Here is a 25193-nt window from a genome sequence, read left to right on the forward strand (position 1 = left end):
CTCGGGGGGCAGCGCAGTACACGAAGTGACAAGCGTGGGGGCCATTCACTCGCCTTCCCCGAATTTGTCGGCGATGAGGGCCAGGATGGCCTCCATCGCCGCCTGCTCGTCGTTGCCGTTGGTCTCGACCTCGACGGTGCTGCCCAGGCCGGCGGCCAGCATCATGACGCCCATGATGCTTTTGGCATTGACGCGGCGCTCGCCCTTGCTCATCCAGACTTCGCAGCCGAAGCTGCCGGCGAGTTTGGTGAGTTTGGCGGAGGCGCGGGCGTGCAGGCCCAGCTTATTGCTGATGTTCGTGCTGGTCTTGATCATGGTTTCGGCGCACCTGGTTTTGCGGTGCGGTAATGGCGACCTGCATCACGCCCTGCGTGGCCCCGACGAGGGCGCGCGCCACCAGGGCGTCGAGCGACTCGTGCCGGTAGGACACGGTGCGCAGCAGCATGGGCAGGTTGATGCCGGTGATAAGTTTGGAATGAACGCCGTCGACTAACTTTTGCGCCACGTTGCAGGGCGTGGCCCCGAAGACGTCGGCCAGCACCAGCGCGTGCGAGGTGCCCAGCTGGGCCAGCATGATGCGGGCCTGGGCCAGGGTTTCCTCGGGCGGCATGTTCGGCTGCACGTCCAGCGCGGCGACGCCGGGCGCGTTGTCGGGGAACACATGCAGCACGCACTGGCGCAGGGCGGAGGCCAGCGGAGCGTGGGCGATGATGAAGATGCCGTTCATGGGTTTTCGGGTTCCACTGAATTATCGGCGCGCACACTGAGGAAATACCCATATGAGGCGATACAACAACACAATAACACCCCCATGGCCGCCTGGAAGCTTGCCAGCGTGCCCAGGCCCAGGGCGGCGAACACGTCGATCAGCAGGCCTATGCCCCACTGCACGACAAACACGCCGGCAAAAATCATGAGGTTGTAGGCCGACAGCGCCCGCCCCGCCAGCGAGGGCTTGAAGGCCATGCCCACCGCCGGCTGCGCCAGGCCCATCACGCTGCAGCCCATGCAGAACAGCGCCCAGCCCAGCCAGCCGGTGGACGCACCGGCCGCGATGTTGAAGGCCAGCACCGCGATGCTGACCGGCACGCCCCAGGTGATCAGTCGGGTCGCCGACCAGCCCTGGCGCGACAGCCAGGGATTGACCATGCCCCAGCTCCAGAAGGTCAGCAGCATGGTGGCATTGATATAGAAGAGGCCGGTGGCGGCCTCAAGCGGCGTGTAGCCCGCGACCTTGACCATCCAGGGGCCAGCCCACAAGGTCTGCACCGCGACCAGCCCGCCGTAGTTGAAGAAAGCCATGGGCGTCATCTTGCGGAAATAGCGGCTGCGCCAGATGGGCGCGTAGCCGGTCTCGCCTGGTACCGCGGGCGTTGCGGCATGGTTCAGTCTCCACGCCGGCGCCACCCAGGCGATGGCGGCCATAGACAGCACAATCATGGCCGCCAGTATCCAGAACAGCGGCCGCCAGCCCGTGACCGGCATCAGCCACTGCACCGGCAGGGTGGAGGCCAGCATGCCCAGCGAGCCCGTCATCAGCATCCAGGAATTGGCGCGCAAGACCGTGCCCGGCTCGAACCAGCGGCGGTAGCCCGTGAGCGGCGCCATCAGGCAGGCGCTCACGCCCATGCCCACCAGCACACGCGCCGCCAGCAGCCAGGCAAAGCTGGTCGCCAGCGAAAACGCCAGGCAACCCAGCACGGCAATGCTTAAAAAACTCAGGATCACGCGCTTGGGCCCATGGCGATCCAGCCAGGTGCCCAGCGGCAGCTGCGTGGCCGCAAAGCCCAGGAAATAACCGCCGGCCAGCAGGCCCAGGTCGCGCGCATGCAGCGAAAAATCCTGCGTCAGCACCGGCGACAAAGTGGCCGTGATGGCCCGCACCAGCGCCGAACAAAAGTAGGCCGCGGCAAAGGCCAGGAAGACGATGGCGCCGGTCCAGGCATCCAGCCGGCCGGGTTCGGACGGCGCGGCCGATACATTGCGCGCGGCGGACATGGAGGTTTCGGCGCCCGTCATTCGAACTTAAGGCTGGAGAAAAAGGTTTCGGCGAGTTCGGGCGTGATGCGGTCGGCATACAGCACCACCTGGAAGGCCTGCGCGCCCTGGGCAAAGTACGCCGCCTGCCCGCTGACCGCCGTGCCGTCGGCGCGCCGGCCCTGGGCCTTGACCAGGATGGCGGCCGCGCCGGGCATGGTGAGCGGCGAGACCTGCGCGGGCCCGGCCTTCATATTCGCCAGCGTCAGGCTTTGCCACTGCGCGAGCACCGGCCCGGCCTGGGCCGCATCGCCCAGCTGCGCCACCGCCACGGCAAAGGTCGCGCCGCCGGCATCGCAGCCCAGCATGGACAGCGGCGTCGCCGGCCCGCCCAGGGGCACGGTTTTTTGCGCCTTGTCGGGCTTGCAGGGCAGCAGCAGCGCCAGGCGTGTGCCCTCGGGCCGCACTTCGCGCCAGTTCAGGGTGGGGCTGCAGGCCGTCAGCAGGGCCATCGTCGTCAGGAAAAAGGCGGCGGCCAGCCGCGGCAAGAGGCGCGCGGCCCCCCCAAAAGTCATAAGCATGCCTTGGACTTTACAGGGATTCCCGCCTGGAGGCGGCGTTCTGCACCGCTTTGGCGCGCAAAAAGCATCCGGCCTTGCACCGAGCCGGGCACCTTGCTGGCTCATGGTCGGCCTATGCCCGGAACCCGTATCGAAGAAGTTCAGGACTTCGCGCCATGATGCGGCCCTGCCATCACGGCCATCTGAATCGGGCCCCGGCTTGGTAAGCTTGGTCATGGTCTATTTCAGAACACACACATTCATGGCGGCCATGCTGCTATGCGCCGCAAGCCCTGCCTGGGCTTTGGAACTGCAGAATCAAAACTTCAGCGACGATGAAATTTTCTCGGCTGTGGTGAACAGGTTCAAGAAACCGCTTCTGCATCGCTTCAACCCTGCCGCCGAGGGCGAACGAAAACCTTTGCTGGTGCTGGGCCCCGCACTGAAATTCGGCAAAAAAATGCAGTCTCAATCATTTACCCACCTGACGCAGCAGGAGCTGGTTGAGCAGCAACAGGCGGTTTTTATCTTGATAGAAAAATCAGGGCGGGATGCCGAGCGGAACACACTCTATGTGGAGTACGACATACTGAGCAATGCGTCTTATGGCGTGCTGAAGGTTTATCCCAAGGATGGCGTGCTGGTGGCTGAATCCCATGACAGCTACCGCTCATCCTCAGGTGCAAGGGCCACTTACGGCAAGCTCTACAAGGGTGTGGCTTGCCGCGACAACACCGAAATGGCCTATCGCTGGAACTACTACGAACGCAATGGCGCAAGCGGGCGTTGCCCTGAAGCGATGTTCACTGAGTTTACGGATTAGTTAAACCTCAGGCCAGGCTGCCAAGCTGAAGGACAACAAGCATGCCTTTCAAACGCCGTGAGTTTCTCGCCGCGATGTTTCCAGTCGCCACCCAGTTGACCGGGTGCGGGAGCCTGCAGCTTATTGCCGAATCGCCGTCAACAGTTCAGATTCACCCGCCACTGCTTGCCAGCGAAAGCGATTGGTCTTCCCTGCCTGATCGATGCAAAGCGGACCCCGATCTCGACCGTTTCAACGCAGCACTGCTGGCGCGCGCCCGCACCGACATCGCCCTGCCTCCGCTCGAGCACAAACTCGAAAACGGCCGCCTGCTGGGTGTTTCGCGCGAATTCATTCGCCGAAGCCTGCAGTGGGCTTTCGCGTACAGGGTGACAAGGGAGCGGGTTTTCCTGGACCGCGCCCGGCAGGAAATGCTCGCCGTCGCCGCATTCAGCGAATGGCCGGAGCATTATCTGGAGCTTGCCGAGACGATCACGGGCATGGCCATCTCCTACGGCTGGCTTTTCAACGACCTGTCGGCCGATGACCGTGCCGCCCTGCGCGCGGCGATTGTCGGCAAGGGCATTGCCCAGGCGCGTTACGGCCACAGAGCCTTCAGGTCCACCAACAACTGGAGCCAGGTGTGCATCGGCGGCATGGTCCTGGGAGCGCTGGCCGTAGAGGAAGATGAACCCGCACTCGCAGCCGACCTCCTCGCGGCGGCGCGTCAAGGCGTATTCATCGGGCTGAATGCCTACCGGCCGGACGGGGCCTACCCTGAAGGGCCGAACTACTGGAGCTATGGAACCAGCTTTACCGTGCTGCTGGCCGCCGCACTCCGTGGCCGCAAAGGCGGCGACTGGGGCTTGCTGGATGCGCCCGGCTTCAGGCGCAGTGCCGAGTTCTACACACACTCCATCGGCCCGTCCGGGAAGCACTTCGATTTTGCCGACAGCGTCGAGGGCCAGGAATTGCCATGCGCCATCGTCTACCTGGCCCGTGAACTGGACCAGCCCGCACTGTTGACGGCCAAGCGCGAGATGATCCGCAAGCAGCAGGGCCTGTCTGAACGCTTCGCGCCCCTCTCGGTGTTGTGGTGGCCCACAAAAACGGGTGGAAATCCCCTGCCTGCAAGCTTCTCGGCCCAGGGGGCGCAGCCGCTCGCCATCTGGCGCTCATCATGGTCCGATCCCAACGCGTGGTGGTTCGCCATCAAGGCGGGCGGGGCGGCGCACAGCCATGCGCACATGGATGCGGGCAGTTTCGTGCTCGAACTGGATGGCCTGCGCTGGGCCAAGGACCTCGGCATGCAGGACTACGGCAGCCTGGAATCCCGCGGCATTGACCTGTGGAACATGAAGGCGGACTCAACACGCTGGCAGGTCTTCAGGCTGTCTGCCCAGGCGCACAACACACTGACGCTGGACAGCCAGCCACACAGCGTCCGCGGCATGGCCACGCTGCGCATGCTTGCCGAACGCGAGGCCTTGATAGACCTGACCCCCGCGCTGTTGCCGGGCCAGGCCACGCAGGCCACCCGCCGCGCCCGTTTCCTGGATGATGCGGTGCAACTTGACGACGAGCTTCTCGGCGCCCGCGCCGGCAGCACCGTCCGATGGGCGATGGCCACCGAGGCCGAGGTCAGGGTGGAGGGCACGACCGCGTTTCTGACGCAACAGGGCAAACGCCTGGCAGTACAGTTTGAAGGCAGCGCAATCCAGCTGGGCGTGCTGGATATTTCCGCGCCCCGCCAGGACTTCGACCACCCGAATCCCAACGTTCGCCAGCTGGTGGTGTCCGGAAAGCCCGCGGCAGACGGCAGCTGGAAGCTCAGCGCCCGCTTTTCGCGGGGCTAGGCATCATGGGTCGCTCACTGGGCGGCACCAGCTTTGCCCTTGGGCGCCGCCTTACGGCCTTTTTGCACCGCTTTGGCGCACCAAGGGCCGCCACCTTTGCACCAAGCTGGGCACGTTGCTTGCTAATGGGGATGCATGTTCGAAGACGTGTACCTGCCCGCCATGCCGCCCCCGGCCAGGTCCCTGCCGCCCCACCTGCCGGGCGTTCCGGGCCTGCCGGGCACGAACCAGGCCGTCTGGCGCGACAGGCTGTCGCAGTTGCTCGAATCCACCGGCGAAGGCATCTTCGGCATCGACATGGACGGCCGCTGCACCTTTATCAACCGGGCCGGCGCCGAACAGCTGGGCTACGCGCCGGCCGAGGTGCTGGGCCGCAACATGCACGAGCTGGCCCACCACTCGCATGCCGGCGGCGACCACTACCCCGAGCAGCTGTGCCCCATCTTCAACGCCTTCCGCAAGGCCCTGCCCTGCCGCATCGACAGCGAATTGTTCTGGCGCAAGAACGGCAGTGCCTTCGCGGTCGAGTATTCCTCCTACCCCATCGTCGAAGGCGGCGTGGTGCAGGGCGCGGTGGTCACCTTTGTCGACATCTCGGCGCGCCGCCAGGCCGAGGACGCGCTGCGCCAGGCCCATGCGGTGCTGGAGCAGCGCGTGAGCGAGCGCACCCACGCCCTCTCGGAAGCGCTGCAGCACCTGCGCGAACTCACGGCCTACACCCACAGCGTGCGCGAGGAAGAGCGCACGCGCATCGCGCGCGAGGTGCACGACGAGCTCGGCAGCCTGCTGGTGGCGCTCAAGATGGACGTGGGCTGGCTGGACAAGCGCCTGGGCGAGCAGCAGCAGCGCGAGCCCGAAGCCGCCCAGGCCATGCGCGAGACCATGCGCTGCAAATGCCAGAACATGGGCCGGCTGATTGAAAGCGCCGTCGACAACGTCGGCCGCATCATCACCGACCTGCGCCCCAGCATCCTGGACCACCAGGGCCTGTGGGCCGCGCTGGACTGGCAGGCGCATGAGTTCGTGCAGTCGGCCGAGCTGGCGCTCGACTGGCGCATGGACGTGGCCGGCGCCGCGCCGCTGCCCGAGCCTTCGGCGATCGCCGTCTTCCGCATCTTCCAGGAAATGCTCAGCAACGTGGGCCGACACGCCGCGGCCAGCGAGGTCGCCATACACATACAGGCCGACGCGGCCGGCATCAGCATCGCGGTGCGGGACAACGGCCGCGGCGCCGAAGCCGCCGCCTTTGAAGCCGCCGATGCCTACGGCGTGATGGGCATGCGCGAGCGCGCCCGCCACCTGGGCGGCAGCCTGGAGATCAGCAGCGAGCCCGGCCGCGGCTGCCTGTTCCATTTGCGCATCGCGCTGCCGCCGGCAGCAGCCAACCCGCCATGAAGACACTCAGGATCCTGATCGGCGACGACCACCGCATCGTGCGCGAGGGCTTGAAGCAGGTGCTGGCCGACGCGCCCGAGATCGAGGTGGCGGCCGAGGCTGAAACCGGCCCCGAGGTCCTGCAGCGCGTGCAGGCCCTGGACGGCGACAAAGGCCTGGACGCGGTGCTGCTGGACATCGCCCTGCCCGACCGCGACGGCCTGGACGTGCTGCAGGCCCTGAAGAAACAATGGCCGCGCCTGCCGGTGCTGATGCTCAGCACCTACCCCGAAAAACAATACGCCGTGCGCTGCATCAAGCTGGGCGCGGCCGGCTACCTGAACAAAAGCGCGAATCCCGACGACATGATCGCCGCGGTGCGCAAGGTGGCCGGTGGCGGCATCTATGTCTCGGCGATCGCCGCCGAAGCCCTGGCCGGCGCCGTGGGCGGCGGCGCGGCCGGCAGCGGCACCGAATCGCTGTCGCACCGCGAGTACCAGGTGTTCCGCCTGCTCACGGCCGGCAAGTCCGTGGGCGAAATTGGTGCGCAGCTGAGCCTGGCGGCCAACACCGTGAGCACCTACCGCGCGCGCATCCTTGAAAAAACCGGCACCCGCAACGACGTGGAGCTCGCGCTGTACGCCGAGCGCCTGGCCAAAGCGCCGAATTTGTAGGGCTGGCCCTACAGCGCTTAGGGCGGGGCCCGGCGATTTGCGGCAGCGGCCTCACAGACCGCGTCCACAGGCCCGGGCCTTGCATGGAATCCCGCATCTTTGCCACAGGGGTTTCTCATGTCCAACCGTTTCGATGCCTATGATGCCGACCGTCCGCTGATGCTGCGCTGCGCCTGCGGCGAAAACCACGCGCCGGGTGAACACGACGGTGCCGCCGCCAGCCCGCAGCAGCTCTCGCAGGACTTCATGGAAGCCAGCCTGGTGAAAGCGCTGTTCCCGGTCGACAGCGTGCGCCGCGGCTTTCTGCGCGCGGTGGGCGCCAACACGGCGCGCGCGGCGATTGCCTCGGTGCTGCCGCTGGGCGCGCTGCAGGCCATGGCGCAGGAGCGCAGCCCGCTGGAAAAGAAGGCCTCAACGTGCAGCTCAACAAGACCGCCGGCTGGGCGCTGATACGCGACAAGATGATCAACAGGGAGCATGACGCCTCGCACTTCCTGTCGCCCATGCCGCTGGCCATGACCATGGGCCTGGGCTCCAACCAGGTCAACATGAACGTCGCCAGCATCCAGAACACCAACGGCCAGGCCATCACGCTGCACGTCAAGCACAAGGCCAACCGCGACCCGAAAAACTGGAAGGGCTTCAAGTTCGCCATCCCCTTCGAGTACAGCATGCACAACTTCCTGCTGCGCTACTACCTCGCCGAGAACGGCCTGAACCCCGACACCGACGTGCAGCTGCGCGTGGTGCCGCCGCCCGAGATGGTGGCCAACCTGCGCGCCGGCAACATCGACGGCTTCCTGGGCCCCGACCCCTTCAACCAGCGCGCGGTGTACGACGAGGTCGGCTTCATCCACATCCTGTCCAAGGAAATCTGGGACGGCCATCCCTGCTGCGCCTTTGGCGTGAGCGATGAGTTCATCAAGCAGAACCCCAACACCTTCGCGGCGCTGTACCGCGCGGTGCTGGGCGCCTCCTTCATGGCCAGCCAGCCCAAGGACCGCGACCTGATCGCCAAGGTCATCGCGCCCACGCAATACCTGAACCAGCCCGAGGCCGTGCTGCAGCAGGTGCTGACCGGCAAGTTCGCCGACGGCCTGGGCAATATCCGCAACGTGCCCGACCGCGCCAACTTCGACCCCGTGCCCTGGCAGAGCATGGCCGTGTGGATGCTCACGCAGATGAAGCGCTGGGGCTATGTGAAAGGCGAGGTCAACTACAGGCAGATCGCCGAGAAGGTCTTCATGCTGACCGACGCCAAGAAGCAGATGGCGCTGGCCGGCTTCAAGCCGCCCGAAGGCGCTTACAAAAAATTCAAGGTCATGGGCAAGGAGTTTGACCCGGCAAAGCCAGACGAGTACGTAAAAAGTTTTGCGATTAACAAGCTAGCCTGACATGTTCAAGTCCTTGAACCTCAGGGCGGGCCTGGTCTCGCTGCTCATCTTCCTGACCATTCTCGGCATCTGGTATGTGGCCACGCTGCCCGCTCCAGGAACGCCGGCCGCCAGCACGGCCGGCCTGAGCGCCGAGCAGATCGAATACCAGAAGATGATGGGCAAGGACCCGGGCAGCAGCAAGACCACGGGTTTCCCCACGCTGGGCCAGATGGGCACGGCTATCTGGAAGCAGGTCTCCAACCCGCTTTACGACAACGGCCCCAACGACAAGGGCATCCTGATCCAGCTGGGCCATTCGCTGGCGCGTGTGGGTTTAGGCTTTTTGCTGGCCTGCGCGGTCGCCGTGCCGCTGGGTTTTGTGATCGGCATGTCGCCGCTGCTGCGCCGCGCGTTTGACCCCTTTATCCAGGTGCTCAAGCCGATCTCGCCGCTGGCCTGGATGCCGCTGGCGCTTTACACCATCAAGGATTCGTCGATCTCGGGCATTTTTGTGATCTTTATCTGCTCGGTCTGGCCCATGCTGATCAACACCGCCTTTGGCGTGGCCTCGGTCAAACGCGAATGGCTTAATGTGGCCAGCACGCTGGAAGTCAAGCCCCTGCGCAAGGCCTTCCAGGTCATCCTGCCCGCGGCCGCGCCCACGATATTGACCGGCATGCGCATCTCCATGGGCATTGCCTGGCTGGTCATCGTGGCCGCCGAGATGCTGGTGGGCGGCACCGGCATAGGCTATTTCGTCTGGAACGAGTGGAACAACCTCTCGCTCACCAACGTGATCTTCGCCATCCTGGTCATAGGCATCGTCGGCATGCTGCTGGACCTGGCGTTTGCGCAGCTGCAGAAGGCGGTCACTTATGTGGAGTGAACCCATGACGCGTACCCCTGTCGCCACACCATCGAAAGAACACATGCAGGGATTTCTCAAGATCGAAGGGCTCAGCAAGACCTTCACGCCCGGCAGGCCGGTGTTTGCCGATGTGTCCTTCAGCATCAGCAAGGGCGAGTTTGTCTGCATCATCGGCCACTCGGGCTGCGGCAAGACCACCATCCTCAATGTGCTGGCCGGGCTGGACAGCGCGAGCGCCGGCCACGTGTTCATGGACCAGCGCGAGATAGGCGGCCCCAGCCTGGAGCGCGGCGTGGTCTTCCAGAGCCATGCGCTCATGCCCTGGCTCACGGTGCGCAAAAACATCGCCTTTGCCGTGATTTCGCGCTGGCCCGACTGGACTGCCGCGCAGGTCAACGCCCATGTCGAGAAATTCGTTGCCATGGTGGGCCTGTCGGCCGCCATCGACAAAAAGCCTTCGCAGCTTTCAGGCGGCATGAAGCAGCGCGTGGGCATCGCCCGCGCCTTTGCCATCCAGCCCAAGATGCTGCTGCTCGACGAGCCCTTTGGCGCGCTTGACGCGCTGACCCGCGGCACCATACAGGACGAACTCATGGCCATCGTGCGTGAGACGCAGCAGACCGTCTTCATGATCACCCACGACGTGGACGAGGCGATTTTGCTGGCCGACCGCATCCTCCTGATGAGCAACGGCACGGACAACGAGGGCGTTTACGCACCCGGCCGCATTGCCGAGGAAGTCATCAACCCCTTGCCCCGCGAACGCAGCCGCGCCGGCCTGCACCATCTGCCCGGCTACTACGACCTGCGCAACCACATCGTCGACTTCCTGGTCACGCGCGCCAAGGCGCATTGACCTACCGCCCTTTTCATTTCACTTTTCCAAAACCCCCTCAAACACAGGAGCCAAAAACCATGAACCGCAACGACATCACCGAAAAAATCATCACCGTCAAAGTCAGCAAAGGCATCACCTGGGAGTCCGTCGCCAAAAAGGTCGGCCTCAGCAAGGAATGGACCACCGCAGGCTGCCTGGGCCAGATGACCTTCGACGCCAAGCAGGCCAAAGTGATTGGCAAAATTTTTGGCCTCACGGCCGAAGAACAGAAATGGCTGCAAGTCGTGCCCTACAAAGGCTCGCTGCCCACACCCGTCCCCACCGACCCGCTGATCTACCGCTGGTATGAAATCGTGAGCGTCTACGGCACCACCATCAAGGAACTGATCCACGAAGAATTCGGCGACGGCATCATGAGTGCGATTGACTTCAGCATGGACATCGTGCGTGAGCCTGATCCCAAGGGGGACCGGGTCAATGTGGTGTTGTCAGGGAAGTTTTTGCCGTACAAGACTTATTGAGCTACCGACTGAGCCCACGACTTACGCGATATAGCGAGATAGCGAGATAGACGAGAAGGGTTACCTGGCACGGCGCGCCCTCAGCTCGCGCATTGACTGTGAAGCACGTGGATTTAGCGCCCAAGAAGCGTGGAACTCCAGCATTCCGCGCGTGGCGTATAGAGACAACTTGCTCCTGTTGTTCGGCAGAAGTTTTCCTGGAAGCCCCTCGTGCAAGAGTGAAGCTTTGACGTGCGGCGGCGCAATGACTACCCAGAAGTAGAAGCCGTATATCGCGACAAGACGAAGGGTTGCACCTGGAAGGGGATTTTCGGGCATGTCGACTCGAGCGCACCGTATAGAGATTGCTGGAATCTCCTTTACCGTCTCGCTTCCTGGCGACCAGTTTGGGTTCGGTGATGAATGAATTAGTTCGAGTCGAACCTGTATGCCTGTAGGCAATTCACCGCCATTGAGCACGAACTCGACGTGCCTAGAAAGCACCTCAACATCTGACTCGTTCATCCTTGCTGAGTTGTATGAAATTTTAAGGAGCCAACGCAAAAGCACTTCGTAGTCATAGATGAAAGTTCTGGGTTGTCGTCGAATGGCCGGGCGACTGAATTGAGCATCGAACAAGTCGCAGATGTATGCGTCAAGTGCGCTGAGTGGTCCGTTGTTACAAGCAGAACAAACGTCCTTGATCGTAAGTTCGGCGTCAACGAACTTTTCGAGCTTGCCAAGGTAACTTGTATTGATATCTTTAGCGCGCTTGATGATGCCAGCGGGCCAAATATGCTCCCTAGTGAGAGAGCCGGCCTTCTTGCAGTATGCGCAGACGCGCGAGGAGTTCATTTTTTCCTATCCGGCATATTTGGCAGTCAAAGCCGTCAATCTTGCCTCGTGAACCTCAGGCAAGCGCTTAGCGAGCCAGGTTAAGACTTGCCACTGCTTCATTTGCCCTAAGGACCAAACGACAAGTCCGAAACGGTCGTCGCCTTCAAATCGTTTCACGACTGCCTTCGCCTGGGCTACCGTCAGTTCGCGTCCAAGCTTGGCCAATACGTAGCAGTATGAGATGCCGTCAACGCTTTCAAGCTCTCCGACGGTTTCAGGCGCGATTTCCGCTAATCGAAGATATAGACGTGACCGCATCCACCCCTCCGACAAAGCTGGCATAAGGTCCCCTCGCATTGCAAGCAGACGCACTGGCGGAAGTAGCTTAACCAACAGCAATGCAGATTCGGGGTCTCGGTACATCTCCCATGTGGCTAAGAGTAGTTCGATCTGGACCCACCCCACTGCATTGGCCGCCTTGTAACCGCGACGTCGGACTACTACATAGCGGGACGAAAAGAATCCTGCCTGAATCCGCTCCTGCGCCTTGCGGGGCAAAGTTGGATGCAAGGAAGAAAGGCAATAACCAAGACCCTGCCTGGCACGGGAGTCCGCGGACGAAAGGTCCTGCAACAGAGTCTCTGTCAACTGGAGATGTTCCGCACATACCTTGTGTGCGACATCGCGCACGACTTTTTGGAGTAGCGCGTCTCGCAACTTAGAAGACTTTCCCGCCTCGAGACGAAGAAGATCGACAGCCTCATGAGGAGAGAGGCAATTAACACACGCACGGAAGAGGCCAAAATCATCGGTGACTGAAATGGCCACTGCAAGTCCACGCAGATACGAACCACGGCCACCCTGAGTGTTTTCCATACCGGCTACGCTTCCTCGGATACATAAGCGATGAAAGCTTTACCAATCTCCGTGGTGCGCGATTCCACCATGCCATTGCCGGTCATGTTGACGTTGAGAAATTGTCCTTGATGGATCAGTCCTCGCGCCTGAAGGTCACGAACGATTTGCTCGTAGACCTCGCGCCGACCGCGAACAACGGGGAGACAGTGTTCAACAACGGCCGATACGCTACCCATACCCCAACCGGGATACTGCATCTGATGCTGTTCCATCCAGCGAACAGGGCCGTTGAGTATTGCGAGCATTGCTATATGCAACGGGGTAAGTTCGTCAACAAATTGAAGAAACATTAACTGAAGCTGCTCGTCCGGTCCGTCCGGAAGCCCGGCATGAAGAATCGCACCTCTCAACGCACTGATCTTCTCATCTTGATGGTTGCGCAGCGCAATTGTTGTTGCTTGAATAGCAATAGTGATGAAAAGCTCGTTTTGCGATAGGTTTTCGGCAGAAAGGCCCTCCACTCGTTGCTCCAACTGCGAAACTACTTCGGCAAGTTGTTTGAACCATTTCTCTCTTCGCCGTTCGATAGGGGGAGCAAACAACGTCTCAAGTAGCACGGACAGTGGCCCTCCAGCGGTCGGTACGGCGCTCGCAATGCTTTTCACTATCGCATGGACGGTATCGCCTGTCGCTTTTTCTGGAAGTTTTTCCATCCCCACTCCTAAGTTGTCGCGTTGGATAAACCGCGCTGCTTCAGCCGTTAGCGCCTTCTATGCCGATGGCAATCGCCGCTGAGATGGGGCCAGATCTTTCCGAAAATAGGCTTCGCATGGTGTTCTGGTCTTCCGTATCGATGATTTTTCCTTCTTTGCAACCAAGAACCAGATCAGCTACGAAGTAATCAAGACACCAGCCTGCCATATGGCGATTGCGGCCCGCTAGTCCCTGCATATCTTGGAACGATGGAGTAAAAGTTGGTGACTTACCTACCATTTTCTGTGCAACTAGCGCTGCGGGTACCACTCGAGTTCCCGCGTTGCCTGCACCGATCAGCTTAGGCTTTGACGCCATGGGCGTTTGCACTTCGAAAGGAACTGCCCATGGGTTGTAGAACAGATAATGCACCGGAATATTTCGTGTTCTTTCGAACTCGGCAATTGCGCTGGCCTGATGACCCCCGGCCTGCAGAGACTTGTATTTGGATGACGGTGAAAAGCGAAATGTAGTTGGACTGGATAGCGCCACCGTGATCTCATCCGAAGGAAAAAGCCTACCGAATCCTATGTGGTAGTCATCGATGGAATCGGACGCTACCGTGTCACCGCCTAATGGGAAGAGACGCTTGGACTGCAAAAGAGCGACTTTCTTCGCACATACACGGCCACCGATCCGAACAAAGACGAGCAGACCAATATCTGCGACTTCCCATGAATGAAAGTGTCGTCGACCTCCCAAAAAATGAGTGTCGATACGAACAGTCCAGTTCGGGGCCACCAACGCTGGCGACGAGAATGCTGCGAGTTGATCGATAAGCGCCATGTCGAGAGCGGTTTCGTGAACATTCGGCACACGTGCAATTCGACGACTCAATTCTTTGTCGCACGCGCGAAATACCCTGCGAACATATGCGACAACCTCTTGGGGTAGTGGCGGGATCATGCTTTGCACTCTGACGTCAAAGGCAATGGGCACTTTGCGGCGCTGTTGTGCCTCATGTGAAGAACGCTTTCGCCTGCAAATCTCCCACGCGCACTGGTAGCCCTTTTGCTTTCGCCATACTTCTGACCAGACTTCTGTAGTCGCTCTTATTGCCCTTACAGAAAAATTGCACGTGGTTCAGTGCCTCTGAGTAAGCACTAAATATCTGGAGTTTTCCCCTGTTGGCCCCGGTTTCGTAGGGGTCACACGTATCGCACCACCAATGTGGGACTATGTTGTCCAGGTAGACGCTGAGACGAGTTGCTGTATTCGTGCAACTACGACCCCAGCACTTCGTGGTGTATGGTTTCTTATCGAATTTTTGGACGAGACGCTTAGCCTCACTTTTCATGGCGAGAAGGGGTCCCGTGGGAATTTGTCCGAGCAGCCAGTGAACATAGGCTGGCTCCTTCAGAACGACTTCCTCCATCGACTTGCCTTTGTGCATACCAACTAGAGCTTGCATCGCATCCTCCCGTATGTATAACTTGCACAGCAAAGCCTTCGTCAAATCTGGTAGCTACGGTTTTTAATTGGCCGTGCAACCTGTTGAAGCAGTCGGCCCTACCAGCTTGCGAGGAATACCCGAATCTACACAGCCGAAACCGACAAACAAATCCGTCAGCATTTGACAAAAAATTCTAGTCCTCTATTGAATTCGGCCCATCCTCCAATCGGAGGAGCGCATCGTCTTTTTTCACACGAGGCGTATCGATTCATTCAGCTTGCGGCACCACCAGCCGTCAGCCTCTGCCCTCTCCCAGAGGGAGAAGGCGTAACAGCCAAAGTCTTAGAAAGGCACAACCAGTTACCCGATTTCCTGCCCTCTTTCCCCGGGAGAGGGCGGGTGAGAGCTGGCGGCCTTCGTGAAGGCAAAATGCGCCTATGAACTCCCTATCCGGCATCAGCATCCTCGACCTCTCCCGCGTGCTCGCGGGCCCCTGGTGCACCCAGACCTTGGCCGACTTGGGGGCCGCCGTTTTTGAAGGATGCTCAGAGGGCGGGCACTGAAGTCGCTTACTTGGCCGCCCCTGTCTGATACGTCACTAGAGTTTCGTCGGATCGCCAAGTACTTTGTTAAGCCGCACCGCCTCTTTGACGAGGCGGCGCGACAAGGCGGCATTGACTTCGTCACCCTCGTGGAACACTCTCGTCGCCATTTCGTACTTGCCACCGGATTTGAGCAGCGGGTCCATCTCGCGCAGGCGTTGCCCTCGCCAGAAGCCGAACAGGACGCGGCTTTCCTCGGCGCGGATCAGCAGCACAGGCCCGTTCGACAGATAAACCAGATGGCCCCATTTGATGACCTCGTCCAGCGCGGCGCTACCCAGGACGGCTGCCCGCAGCTGTTCAACCACCGCACGCTGCCAGCCGGACAGGGCAGCGACATACGCGTCGGGGCTTGCAGCGGGAGTGGTTTTTTTCATCATGGCGAATGCCAACGCCGTGCGCTGGTCAGGTTTCGGATTGGCGGAGCCCGAACTTACGGAGCCTTCTTTGCAAACGGAAGATGAGCGAGATACACGATCGGCGCAAGCAGGAGCGCCGATATGACAATGATCAACACAAGTAGCTTCGTGCGCAAATACGCCTGAGGCTGAATGAGCCCGCTTTGAGCGGCTAGCTGAAACAGCTGGGCGCGGGCCTCCAGGGTTCCACAGGAGAGGACCTGCTCACCCTTGCGATACAGCGAAAGTTCTGTGCCTGTCTTGGCGTCACGCCATATGACAATCTTGAAGTACAGCGTGGGGTATACGCTCACTAAGGCTTTTTCAATAGCTGGGGCTGGTCGCAGCAGAAGCTGCGGACAGGGCTCCGAGCTCGCAACCGCGAAAGATGGTCCACTTGCAAGCAATCGCACTATCAGACCGATGAGTATGGCTCCCCAAAGAACAGAAACGACGATCCAGGTACGCACCCAAGTTGACTGATTTTTCTTCATGCAATCTCCCGAATTGATGCCGCTTGAGCTGCGGTATAAAAGTAGCGCCGCATGTGCAGTTTAAGCATTTCATACCCCGAAACTTCGACTGCCGTTGGCATTGACCGATCATCGGGGATCGGAACACACTACCTGCGGACATCTGCAGACTAATTTGCCCGATGCCACCAAGACACACTCATTTGCTCCCCAGTCAGCACAGAATATCAACATGAACTCCTTAAGCGGCATCCGCATCCTAGACCTCTCCCGTGTGCTCGCAGGCCCCTGGTGCACCCAGACCCTGGCCGACCTCGGGGCCGACGTGATCAAGATAGAACGGCCCGGTACGGGCGACGACACGCGGACCTGGGGGCCGCCCTTCTTGAAGGATGCGCAGGGGGCGGACACCGAGGCGGCTTATTACCTGGGCACCAACCGCAACAAGCGCTCGGTGACCTGCGACATTGCCCAGCCCGCGGGCCAGGCGCTGGTGCGTGAGCTGGCGGCCCATTGCGATGTGTTTGTGGAGAACTTCAAGGTCGGCGACATGGCACGTTATGGGCTGGACTATGCCTCGCTCAAAGCGATCAACCCGCGCCTCGTGTACTGCTCGGTCACGGGTTTTGGGCAGAACGGGCCTTATGCCGAGCGTGCGGGGTATGACTACGCGATCCAGGGCATGGGCGGGCTGATGAGCGTGACGGGCGAGCGCGACGACCTGGGCGGCGGGCCGCAGAAGGTGGGCGTGGCGGTGGCCGATTTGATGACGGGCATGTATGCGACGGTGGCAATTCTCGCCGCGCTGCGCCATGCCGAGAAAACCGGTGAAGGCCAGCAGGTGGACATGGCGCTGCTGGACACGCAGGTCGCCATGCTGGCCAACCTGGGCGCCAACTACCTGGTGAGCGGCAAGGCGCCGGGCCGGGCCGGCAATGCGCACCAGAACATCGTGCCGTATCAAGTGTTTGAAGTCGCACCCGCCGCTGACGGCAGCAAGGACCATTTGATCCTGGCCGTGGGCAACGACTCGCAGTATGCGAAGTTCTGCGCGGTGGCCAATATCCCGGAGCTGGCGACCAACCCGCTGTTTGCCACCAACCGCAACCGCGTGCAGAACCGCGGCCAGCTGGTGCCGATACTCGAAGCCGTGATGAAAACACGCAGCAAGGCCGACTGGCTGGCGGCGCTGGAGGCGGCGAAAGTGCCTTGCGGCGCGATCAACAACCTGGCCGAGGTGTTTGCCGACCCGCAGATCGCGGCGCGCGGCATGGTGACCGAATGGCGGCATCCGGTGAAGGACGACTTGAAGCTGGTCTCCAGCCCCATGCACCTGAGCGCAACGCCGGTGCGCACCGATTTGCCGCCGCCGCTGCTGGGCCAGCACACCGAACAGGTGCTGCGCGAGCTGCTGAACTATTCCGACGCGAAGCTGTCCGAGCTAAAGGGCGGCAAGACGATTTGAGTGCCACAGGAGAAAACCTCACATGATGATGATTCGACGCCGTGTCATCCAGGCCATGCTGGGCCTGCCCCTGGGCGTGGCCCTTCCGGGCCTGGGCCGTGCCGAGGGCATCCCCGACTTTGGCGTGCTGAAGGCCGCTTATGCCCAGCGCCTGAAGAAAATCCTGGCGGCCGGCGAGCTGCCTTATGTGGACATCGAGAGCTCCTGCAACCCGGGCAAGTTGGACATCGACTTCGTGGCGAAGAACATGGACAGGCTCAACATCGGCCTGATGGCGCTGTCGGCGGACATAGGCCAGGGCGAGTTCAAAAAAGGCGTGCGTTTCAACCCCCTGTCGGAGAAGCTGGTCGCGGCCTACCCGGACCGTTTCATCCCCGTGGGCAACGGCGGCCAGCCGCCGGCGCTGACGGAGGCGCCGACCGAGTTCATGGACGGGCAGGAGGCGGCCATTGCGAAACGGCAGATCATGTGCCTGGGCGAATACGAGTTCCGCCACTATCCCTCGCCGCGGCAGGTCAAGCACGGCGCGGGGGACGACCGTGACGTCAGTGTGCCGATCGACGGCCCCGTGGGGCACCGCGTCTTCGCACTCAGCGAAAAAACCGGGGTCGCCTTCCAGATCCACTATGAAATCGAGGACGGCCTGCTGGCGCCGCTGGAGGCCATGCTGGCGCAGTACCCCAAGGCCAGGGTGGTGTGGTGCCACCTGGCGCAGGTGCGCTACATCGAGCGGGCCACGCGCTACAACGCGGCCTATGTGGACGGCCTGATCAGGCGCTTTCCCAACCTGCATTTCGACACGGCGTTTGGCGATTCGGCCTCGGTCTATCCCTTGAGCAACCAGCGGCATGCGCGCGTCTGGGGCGGCGACGGCGGGCTGCTGCGTGAGTGGCGCGACCTGATTGCCGCGCACCCCAGGCGCTTTCTGTCGGCGCTGGACCTGGGCGGGGACCGGATGGACCGCATGGTGTCTTACGACCAGAAGCACCGGTATTTTCTGCAGCAGCTGCCGGAGGACGTGCGGCACCTGGTTGCGTACCGGAACGCCTGGTCGCTGCTCTTCGGCGAGGAATTTGCCTGAAAAGGCCACAGAAAGAGGTGATGCGATGAAACACAATTTTGTTCTGGTGCACGGCGCATGGCATGGCGGCTGGTGCTGGCGGCGTGTGGCGCAGGTGCTGCAGCTGGACCACCACAAGGCCTTTGCCGTCACGCTGACGGGCCTGGGCGAGCGGGCGCACCTGCTTTCGCCGGCGATCAGCCTGGATACCCACATCAATGACGTGATCAACCTGATTGAAGCGGAAGAGCTGCACGAGGTGACGCTGGCGGTGCATTCCTACGCGGGCATGATAGGCACGGCGGTGGCCGACCGCATGGGCGGGCGGCTCAAGCACCTGGTGTACGTGGATGCGGTGGTGCCGCAGCCGGGCGAAAGCTGGAGCAGCACGCACGATGCCGCCACGCAGCAAAAGCGCATGGCGGGGGCGCAAGCCTCGCCGCATTTCAGCTTTGCGCCGCCGGACCCGGAGGTTTTTGGCCTGCAGGGCGCCGACCATGACTGGGTGCAACGCCGGCAGACGCCGCACCCGGGCAACACCTACCAGGCACCGCTGGATTTTGATGTGAAGCGCGTGGCGGCCGTGCCGCGCACCTTTGTGAGCTGCACCGCGCCGGCACTGGCGACCATCACGCCCAGCCGGCTGCGCGCCCGCGACCCGCAATTCTGGGGCGGCGCCTGGCTGCCGAATTCGCGTGTGCTGGAGCTGGCCACCGGCCACGACCCCATGGTGACCGAGCCTGCGGCGCTGGCGCGCATCCTGCTGGAGTGCGCCGAATGAAGACGGTGGTGGGCCGCCGCGGCTTCACGGCCGCGCTGGCGAGCGGCCTGGCCTGGCCGCTGCAGGCCCAGGCCAAGGACAGCGCCCTGCCCGTGCCGGCCTCGCTGCCCGAAGCAGCCGGGCTGGCCGCCGCGCGCGGCGAGCCGCTGGTGCTGCTGGTCACCCTGCCCGGCTGCCCCTATTGCGAGCTGGTGCGGCGCAACTACCTGCTGCCCGCGCGCAAGGAAAGCGGCCTGCAGGCCTGGCAGCTTGACATCACCGACATCCGCACGCCGCTGACGGGCTTTGACGGCAAGCCGACCACCGCGGCCGCGCAGACCAAAGCCTGGAAGGCGACCTTCACGCCGACCGTGCTGTTCCTGGGCCCGCAGGGGCAGGCGCTGGCCGAGCCGCTGGTGGGCGCGGCCATCCCGGATTTTTACGGCGCCTACCTGGACGAGCGCCTGGTGCTGGCGCGCCGGGCCGTCGTGGCGCTGCGCTAAAGGCGGTTCAGGCCATGACGGACGCCGAGTCGCTGCAGGCCGCCATCCACGAGGAGGTGGCGCTGCGGGCCTACGACCCGCACTGGCCCGCGATGTTTGAGGCTGAGCGGGAGCGGCTGCTGGCGCTGTTTCCCAATGACTTCATGGCGATTGAACATATGGGCAGCACGGCGGTGCCGGGGCTGGCGGCCAAGCCGGTGATCGACATCCTGGGCGGCGTGGCCTCCATGGCGGCGGCCAGGGCGCTGGTGGCGCCGCTGTGCGCACAGGGCTACACGGCTTCGGCGGAATTCAACGCGACGCTGGCGGACCGCCAGTGGCTGATGCGCTGGGCCGACGGGCACCGCACCCACCACCTGCACCTGGTGGTGCACGGCGGCCCGGTATGGGCGCAGCGCCTGCGTTTTCGCGATGCGCTGCGCGCCGATGCCGCGCTGGCCTGGCACTATGCGGCGCTCAAGGCCGAGCTGGCGGCCAAGTACCCGGCCGACCGCGAGGCCTATACCGAGGCCAAGGCAGCCTTTGTGCGGTCGGTGTGCGAAGGCTGAGTCCCTGGCATGCGCCCTGGCTACTATTAAGCCGCCAAATCAAGCCGCTGGAGCTGTACTAATACCCCCTGAACCCTTGGCAAACAAGGCTTCGGTGGTAAATTCAAGCCGTTCAAGCAGGAGAGCGCTGCCGCAAGGCAGCCACCGAAGGCGCAAACTTCCATAATCGCTCAGGTCCCGTACTGCCCGGAAACACACAGCCGTCTGGAGAGACGCCGCATGCAAGGTGCGGCGCACCGAAGGAGCAAAGCCCCAGCGTAAGCCGCGGCTGAATCTCTCAGGTAACAGGGACAGTGGAAGCGGCCGCAAGCATCTGATGGCTTGGCGGTTGCCATGATTCTTCCCGGATTCAAGCACCCCCGAGCCATGGCGCTTGCGCAACTGCCATTTCTGCTTGAGAAGGAATCGCCATGAAAGTCATGGTTTTGGGTGCGGGTGTCACGGGGGTCACGACGGCCTGGTATCTGGCGCAGCGCGGACACGAAGTCACGGTCATAGAACGGCGCGGCGCGGCCGCGATGGAAACCAGTTTTGCCAACGGCGGGCAGATTTCCGTCAGCCATGCGGAGCCCTGGGCCAACCCGGGGGCGCCGCTCAAGGTGCTGCAGTGGCTGGCGCGCGAGGACGCGCCGCTGTTGTTCCGGCTGCGCGCGGATGTGAACCAGTGGCTGTGGGGCCTGGAGTTTCTGCGCAACTGCACGCCGGCGCGCACCGCGCAGAACATACGGCAGATCGTGAACCTGGGCATGTACAGCCGCGGCGCGCTGCAAAAACTCCGGGCCGAACTGGGCCTGCAGTATGACGCGAAGACCCGGGGCATTCTGCACTTCTACACCAGCCAGGCCGAGTACGACGCCGCGCAGGAACCGGCGCGCATCATGCGCGAGCATGGCTGCGAGCTCGACATGAAAAGCGCCGACGAGTGTGTGGCCATAGAACCCGCGCTGGCGCAGTGCCGCGCCAGCATCGTGGGCGGCAGCATGACGCCCAGCGACGAGTCGGGCGACGCCCAGGCCTTCACGGCGGCGCTGGCGGCGCGCTGCGAACAGGCCGGGGTGAAGTTTCTCTACAACACCAACATCCTCGATGTGCAGGCCGGCGGCGGCCAGCTGGACGGTGTGCAGGTCGCCAGGGGCAGCGGCGAAGCTGGCGGACGCATTGAAACCCTCAAGGCCGATGCCTATGTGATGTGCCTGGGTGCCTTCAGCGCGCCCTGGGCCAGGCGGCTGGGGCAAAGCCTGCGCATCTACCCGGCCAAGGGCTATTCGGTGACGCTGCCGGTGATCAACGAGGCGGCGTCTTACCAGGTGAGCCTGACGGACGACGAGTACAAGCTGGTGTTCTCCCGTTTCGGCAATCGCCTGCGCATTGCCGGCACGGCGGAGCTCAACGGCTACAACACCGAGCTGAACCTGGTGCGCTGCCAGGCCATCGTGCGCCGCGTGAAGCAGCTCTTCCCGGAGATGACGGACGGTGAAGGCGCGCAGTTCTGGACCGGCCTGCGCCCGGCCACGCCCAGCAACGTGCCTTACATCGGCAAAAGCAAAACGTCCAATCTGTTCCTCAACACGGGCCACGGCACGCTGGGCTGGACGCATGCCTGCGGCTCGGGCGCGGCGATTGCCGACATCGTGAGCGGACGCGTGCCGGAAGTGGATTTTGCGTTTACCGGCATGCCGGCGCGGGGGCATGGCATGGTATTGCCGGGCATGGTGAAAGCCTGAGGACGGGCGCCCGTGCAGCATGGGAGCGGACACGGTAATATCGCCCTCCGTTCACCAGCCCCATGCCGCCATGACATCAGCCACGAACACGCCGCCCGACGGCCTTCCCACCTACCGCCTGCTGACCGGCCCGGATGACGCGAGCTTTTGCCATCGCGTGAGCGAAGCCCTGGCTTTGGGTTACGCGCTTTACGGCTCGCCGGCCGCGACCTTTAACGGCGAGCGCGTGATCGTGGCGCAGGCGCTGCTCTGGCCATCGGCACAAAGGAGCTCCCAATGAGCGCTCTCGCGCCGCTGAACCCCGCGACCCTGCAAGCGATGGCGGATTTCCCGCGCCAGCTGGAGCTGTTTTACGCGGCCGTTCCTGAAAGCCACCGCAACTGGATACCTTCGTCCTGGGACGGCATCCCCAGCGAGACCTTCCCGGCGCTGGGCCAGGTCTGCCACGTACGGGACATCGAGATCGATGGCTACCATGTGCGCATCCAGCGCACGCTCGCCGAGGACAAGCCGGTGCTGGTATCGCTGGACGGCTATGCGCTGGAGCGGGAGCGCGGCTATGCGACAGCCGACGCGCGGGAAGCCCTGGCGGCTTTTCGCGCGGCGCGCGCCAAGACCATGGAGATGCTTGCGGGCCTCACGCCGCAGGCACTGGAACGCAGGGCGGAGTTCGAAGGTTATGGCGCGCTGACCCTGCGCAGCCTGGTGCACTACCTGTGCAGCCACGACCAGCAGCACCTGGCCGGCCTGCAGTGGCTGCTCGGCAAGATGGATGCGTCTCGCGCCGCAAGCGCCTCGAACCTGCCTGCTTAGAACCGCCAGCCCAGCCCCACGCCGAACAGCATCGGGTCGGCCTTGAAGGTGCCGAGTTTGGCGCCACCCGCGGACACATCGGTGCGGATGTAGACCTTCTTCAGGTCGAGGTTCAGGGACAGCTGCTTGCCCAGGGGAATGTCCACGCCGACCTGCAGCGCCGGGCCCCAGCTGCTGCGCTTGATGTCCACGCCGGGCGGCAGGCTGACCGCGCTGAAGCGGGTGTAGTTGACGCCCGCGCCGACATAGGGCTTGAAGGCGCCCGAACCCAGGGGGTCGAAATGGTATTGCGCCGTCAGCGTGGGCGGCAGGTGCTTGAAGCTGCCGATGGCGGTGCCGGCTGCCGACAGGGTGTGTTTTTGCGGAACCGTCAGCACCAGTTCGACCGCAACCTTGGGTGTGAAGAAGTAGCTGATGTCCAACTCGGGCATCCACTTGTTGTTGATGGTCAGCCCGAGCCCGGTGCTGTCGCCGTTGGCGCTGTCCAGGTGAACCGCGCGGGCGCGAACCAGCCAGGGGCCTTCAGCGGTTTGGGCAAAAGCGGCGCCCGATAAAAGAGTGCAGAGGGCAGCGGCGGCGATGACTTGTTTTTTCATGGGTTAGCGGCAGAAGAAACGGGAACATTCCCGCCATTGATTGAAGCCGCAAGGCCCTGCCGACGACTTGATCTGGCGCAGATGCAGCCCAGCCGCCCACGCAATCAGCGCGAAGTTTGCGATAGGTCAAACAGGCCGGCCTGCAATGGCGGCTCGCTCGGGCGGATCGAAGCGGCCTGCACCGCCCCGTTGTGCGTTATTTGTAACGGCGGCCTAGCAGGAAAGGCGTTTGGCGCGCTACCTTGGCGCCCTCTTTTTCGACAAAAAAACCACGGACTACCCGGGGTATTCCCGCTGCTTGTCGCTTTAATGTCCGCCCGTTTGTAAGTAAAAGTTAGTTTGGCCGCACACTGGGGGCACGGCCCTGCGGCCGTGCTTGCCGTGGGATGCGGTTCATCAATGACTAGGGGCGATCAAATGATGGTTTTATTGCGTAATGTGGCGGTGCTGTCGGGCGTGGCGCTGGCTCTGGGTTCTGCCGTGGCACAAACCGAAACCCCGCCCTCGAAAAAAACCAAGGCCGCGGCCGCGCCGGCGGTTGAAAAATTCACCGGTCCGCGCGAAAAAATGGTGGTGGCCATGCCCAAGACCTACGGCAAGACCGAGACCATGGCCCTGTGGGGCGACTACTTCAGCCACCTGTCGCGCTGCGCCAATGTGGAGCTGCAAAATGCCCAGGGCGACTCGCTGGAGCGCACCAGCAACGTCGACATCCTGGGCGAAAAAGAATTGATCGAAAGCCTGTCGACCGGCAAGGCCCAGTTGGGCCAGGTGAACCCGGGGCTGGCCGCGCAAATGGTGACGGCCGGGCAGGCCCCGCCCTTCGCGGTGCCGGGCAACAAGGCCACCGGCCTGCGCAATTCCTACAAACTGATCCTGATCACCCGCATCGACAGCCCTTACAGGGAACCGAAGGACCTGATCGGCAAGAAGATCGCGCACACCACGCCAACCTCCAATTCAGGCAACCTGGCGCCGCGCGCGCTGTTTCCGGCCCTGGGCCTGACGCCGGACAAGGACTACGAGGTGGTGTTCTCCAATGGGCATGAGCGCTCGGTGACGGGCGTGATGCACGGCTTCTTTCCGGCCGCGGCCGTGGCCAGCGACCTCTACCAGCGCATGGTCGTCAAGGGCGACGTCAAGGGATCGAGCATACGCACGATCTGGGAGAGCCCGCCCTTCATGACGGAAACCTGGACCATGAACAAGGACGTGTCGCCCGAGTTGCAGGCCAGGGTCAAGAAGTGCTCGTTCAGCTACAGCTTCTCGCCCACGCTGAAGAAGCAGCTGCCCGGCAACGACACCTTCCTGCCGATCAACTTCGACCGCGACTTCGCGACGGTGATGCAGGTCTACCGGTCCAGTCAAAAGAAGTAAGGCCCCCACGGTCGCTCACTTCGTGTAGCTCCCTGCCCCCCGAGGGGGCCGCCCGCCTGCGGTCTGGCAAAGCCAGTCCCGCGGCTCATGCTGGGTTTAAGAGTTCATTGAGTGCAACGGACGGGGCCCGTGCAAGCAGGGGCTGCGGAACCGGCTTTGCCGGGCCGCTAGCGCCGCCCCCTTGAGGGGGGAACAGGCTACACGCCAG

27 protein-coding genes, 2 pseudogenes and 1 riboswitch are annotated in these 25193 nt (G+C 62.7%); of the genes and pseudogenes, 18 read left to right on the forward strand and 11 right to left on the reverse strand.

The window, feature by feature from the left end:
• Positions 1-45: 45 nt before the first annotated feature.
• The 4 genes from PMI15_RS12375 to PMI15_RS12390 are packed head-to-tail and all read right to left on the reverse strand — an operon-like array spanning position 46 to position 2558.
• A complete protein-coding gene (locus PMI15_RS12375; RefSeq protein ID WP_007869021.1) occupies positions 46-315 on the reverse strand; it encodes an HPr family phosphocarrier protein in 270 nt (89 codons plus the stop codon).
• Complete coding sequence (locus PMI15_RS12380) at positions 284-727, reverse strand: PTS sugar transporter subunit IIA (protein ID WP_007869023.1); 444 nt, start codon at positions 725-727, stop codon at positions 284-286. The genes PMI15_RS12375 and PMI15_RS12380 overlap by 32 nt, the downstream gene beginning before the upstream one ends.
• Positions 724-2019, reverse strand: a complete 1296-nt coding sequence (locus PMI15_RS12385; RefSeq protein WP_007869025.1) for an MFS transporter — start codon at positions 2017-2019, stop codon at positions 724-726. The genes PMI15_RS12380 and PMI15_RS12385 overlap by 4 nt, the downstream gene beginning before the upstream one ends.
• Positions 2016-2558 (reverse strand): hypothetical protein, encoded by a 543-nt coding sequence (locus tag PMI15_RS12390; RefSeq protein ID WP_036838727.1) that lies wholly within the window; start codon positions 2556-2558, stop codon positions 2016-2018. Before PMI15_RS12390 ends, PMI15_RS12385 begins: the two co-directional genes overlap by 4 nt.
• A gap of 241 nt (positions 2559-2799) precedes the next feature.
• Between PMI15_RS12390 and PMI15_RS12395 the strand changes: the two genes are divergently transcribed.
• From PMI15_RS12395 to cynS, 8 genes and pseudogenes are all read left to right on the forward strand, one after another.
• Positions 2800-3360, forward strand: a complete 561-nt coding sequence (locus tag PMI15_RS12395; RefSeq protein ID WP_007869030.1) for a hypothetical protein — start codon at positions 2800-2802, stop codon at positions 3358-3360.
• A gap of 41 nt (positions 3361-3401) precedes the next feature.
• Positions 3402-5195, forward strand: a complete 1794-nt coding sequence (locus tag PMI15_RS12400; protein ID WP_007869032.1) for a heparinase II/III family protein — start codon at positions 3402-3404, stop codon at positions 5193-5195.
• A gap of 135 nt (positions 5196-5330) precedes the next feature.
• Positions 5331-6590, forward strand: coding sequence for a PAS domain-containing sensor histidine kinase (locus tag PMI15_RS12405; RefSeq protein ID WP_007869035.1), 1260 nt, complete (start codon positions 5331-5333; stop codon positions 6588-6590).
• Positions 6587-7243, forward strand: coding sequence for a response regulator transcription factor (locus tag PMI15_RS12410; protein WP_007869036.1), 657 nt, complete (start codon positions 6587-6589; stop codon positions 7241-7243). Before PMI15_RS12405 ends, PMI15_RS12410 begins: the two co-directional genes overlap by 4 nt.
• Before the next feature lie 117 nt (positions 7244-7360).
• A pseudogene (locus PMI15_RS12415) lies at positions 7361-8637 on the forward strand (CmpA/NrtA family ABC transporter substrate-binding protein).
• 1 nt (position 8638) lies between these two features.
• The gene (ntrB, locus tag PMI15_RS12420; RefSeq protein ID WP_007869041.1) at positions 8639-9505 is read left to right on the forward strand and encodes a nitrate ABC transporter permease; all 867 of its coding nucleotides are present in this window, start codon (positions 8639-8641) and stop codon (positions 9503-9505) included.
• The gene (locus PMI15_RS12425; protein WP_036838733.1) at positions 9495-10343 is read left to right on the forward strand and encodes an ABC transporter ATP-binding protein; all 849 of its coding nucleotides are present in this window, start codon (positions 9495-9497) and stop codon (positions 10341-10343) included. Before ntrB ends, PMI15_RS12425 begins: the two co-directional genes overlap by 11 nt.
• 59 nt (positions 10344-10402) lie before the next feature.
• Complete coding sequence (cynS, locus tag PMI15_RS12430; RefSeq protein ID WP_007869045.1) at positions 10403-10846, forward strand: cyanase; 444 nt, start codon at positions 10403-10405, stop codon at positions 10844-10846.
• 60 nt (positions 10847-10906) lie between these two features.
• Here cynS and PMI15_RS24785 read toward each other — a convergent pair whose 3' ends face one another.
• Genes PMI15_RS24785 through PMI15_RS24795 form a run of 4 tightly spaced genes read right to left on the reverse strand, consistent with a single transcriptional unit; the run spans position 10907 to position 14179 of the window.
• Positions 10907-11680 (reverse strand): hypothetical protein, encoded by a 774-nt coding sequence (locus PMI15_RS24785; RefSeq protein ID WP_007869047.1) that lies wholly within the window; start codon positions 11678-11680, stop codon positions 10907-10909.
• Between the two features lie 6 nt (positions 11681-11686).
• The gene (locus PMI15_RS24790) at positions 11687-12538 is read right to left on the reverse strand and encodes a hypothetical protein (protein WP_007869048.1); all 852 of its coding nucleotides are present in this window, start codon (positions 12536-12538) and stop codon (positions 11687-11689) included.
• A 5-nt stretch (positions 12539-12543) separates the two neighbouring features.
• Complete coding sequence (locus PMI15_RS12440) at positions 12544-13233, reverse strand: hypothetical protein (RefSeq protein ID WP_007869049.1); 690 nt, start codon at positions 13231-13233, stop codon at positions 12544-12546.
• Positions 13234-13273: 40 nt separating this feature from the next.
• A complete protein-coding gene (locus PMI15_RS24795; RefSeq protein ID WP_007869050.1) occupies positions 13274-14179 on the reverse strand; it encodes a hypothetical protein in 906 nt (301 codons plus the stop codon).
• Between the two features lie 924 nt (positions 14180-15103).
• Here PMI15_RS24795 and PMI15_RS24800 point away from each other — a divergent pair.
• A pseudogene (locus tag PMI15_RS24800) lies at positions 15104-15205 on the forward strand (CoA transferase); the annotation flags it as partial.
• 59 nt (positions 15206-15264) lie between these two features.
• On the opposite strand, the gene PMI15_RS12445 reads toward PMI15_RS24800, so the two are convergent.
• On the reverse strand, positions 15265-15648 hold the full coding sequence (locus tag PMI15_RS12445; RefSeq protein WP_007869051.1) for a DUF1801 domain-containing protein: 384 nt from the start codon (positions 15646-15648) through the stop codon (positions 15265-15267).
• 53 nt (positions 15649-15701) lie between these two features.
• On the reverse strand, positions 15702-16160 hold the full coding sequence (locus tag PMI15_RS24805) for a hypothetical protein (RefSeq protein ID WP_157214606.1): 459 nt from the start codon (positions 16158-16160) through the stop codon (positions 15702-15704).
• Between the two features lie 211 nt (positions 16161-16371).
• Between PMI15_RS24805 and PMI15_RS12455 the strand changes: the two genes are divergently transcribed.
• The 8 genes from PMI15_RS12455 to PMI15_RS12490 all read left to right on the forward strand — a co-directional run bounded on the left by PMI15_RS12455 (position 16372) and on the right by PMI15_RS12490 (position 23012).
• Positions 16372-17604, forward strand: a complete 1233-nt coding sequence (locus PMI15_RS12455) for a CaiB/BaiF CoA-transferase family protein (protein WP_007869053.1) — start codon at positions 16372-16374, stop codon at positions 17602-17604.
• Positions 17605-17626: 22 nt separating this feature from the next.
• On the forward strand, positions 17627-18685 hold the full coding sequence (locus tag PMI15_RS12460; RefSeq protein ID WP_007869056.1) for a hypothetical protein: 1059 nt from the start codon (positions 17627-17629) through the stop codon (positions 18683-18685).
• A 25-nt stretch (positions 18686-18710) separates the two neighbouring features.
• Complete coding sequence (locus PMI15_RS12465; RefSeq protein ID WP_007869065.1) at positions 18711-19445, forward strand: alpha/beta fold hydrolase; 735 nt, start codon at positions 18711-18713, stop codon at positions 19443-19445.
• Positions 19442-19927 (forward strand): hypothetical protein, encoded by a 486-nt coding sequence (locus tag PMI15_RS12470; protein ID WP_007869072.1) that lies wholly within the window; start codon positions 19442-19444, stop codon positions 19925-19927. Before PMI15_RS12465 ends, PMI15_RS12470 begins: the two co-directional genes overlap by 4 nt.
• A 14-nt stretch (positions 19928-19941) precedes the next feature.
• Positions 19942-20475, forward strand: coding sequence for a GrpB family protein (locus tag PMI15_RS12475; protein WP_007869074.1), 534 nt, complete (start codon positions 19942-19944; stop codon positions 20473-20475).
• A 194-nt stretch (positions 20476-20669) separates the two neighbouring features.
• Positions 20670-20778: riboswitch (glycine riboswitch) on the forward strand.
• 107 nt (positions 20779-20885) lie between these two features.
• On the forward strand, positions 20886-22199 hold the full coding sequence (locus tag PMI15_RS12480) for a D-amino acid dehydrogenase (protein ID WP_007869078.1): 1314 nt from the start codon (positions 20886-20888) through the stop codon (positions 22197-22199).
• Between the two features lie 70 nt (positions 22200-22269).
• Complete coding sequence (locus tag PMI15_RS12485) at positions 22270-22479, forward strand: DUF1737 domain-containing protein (RefSeq protein WP_007869082.1); 210 nt, start codon at positions 22270-22272, stop codon at positions 22477-22479.
• 14 nt (positions 22480-22493) lie between these two features.
• Positions 22494-23012 carry a DinB family protein gene (locus PMI15_RS12490; protein WP_036838782.1) on the forward strand — a complete coding sequence of 173 codons (519 nt, stop codon included), beginning with the start codon at positions 22494-22496 and terminating at the stop codon, positions 23010-23012.
• Here the strand turns inward: PMI15_RS12490 and PMI15_RS12495 are convergent.
• Positions 23009-23608: an OmpW family protein gene (locus PMI15_RS12495; RefSeq protein WP_007869086.1), complete on the reverse strand. Its 600-nt coding sequence runs from the start codon at positions 23606-23608 to the stop codon at positions 23009-23011. The genes PMI15_RS12490 and PMI15_RS12495 overlap by 4 nt on opposite strands.
• Before the next feature lie 417 nt (positions 23609-24025).
• Here PMI15_RS12495 and phnD point away from each other — a divergent pair, with 417 nt between their 5' ends.
• Positions 24026-24985, forward strand: a complete 960-nt coding sequence (gene phnD / locus PMI15_RS12500) for a phosphate/phosphite/phosphonate ABC transporter substrate-binding protein (RefSeq protein ID WP_007869097.1) — start codon at positions 24026-24028, stop codon at positions 24983-24985.
• The last annotated feature ends 208 nt before the right edge of the window (positions 24986-25193 follow it).

It is taken from the genome of Polaromonas sp. CF318 (assembly GCF_000282655.1).
Taxonomy (GTDB): domain Bacteria; phylum Pseudomonadota; class Gammaproteobacteria; order Burkholderiales; family Burkholderiaceae_C; genus Polaromonas.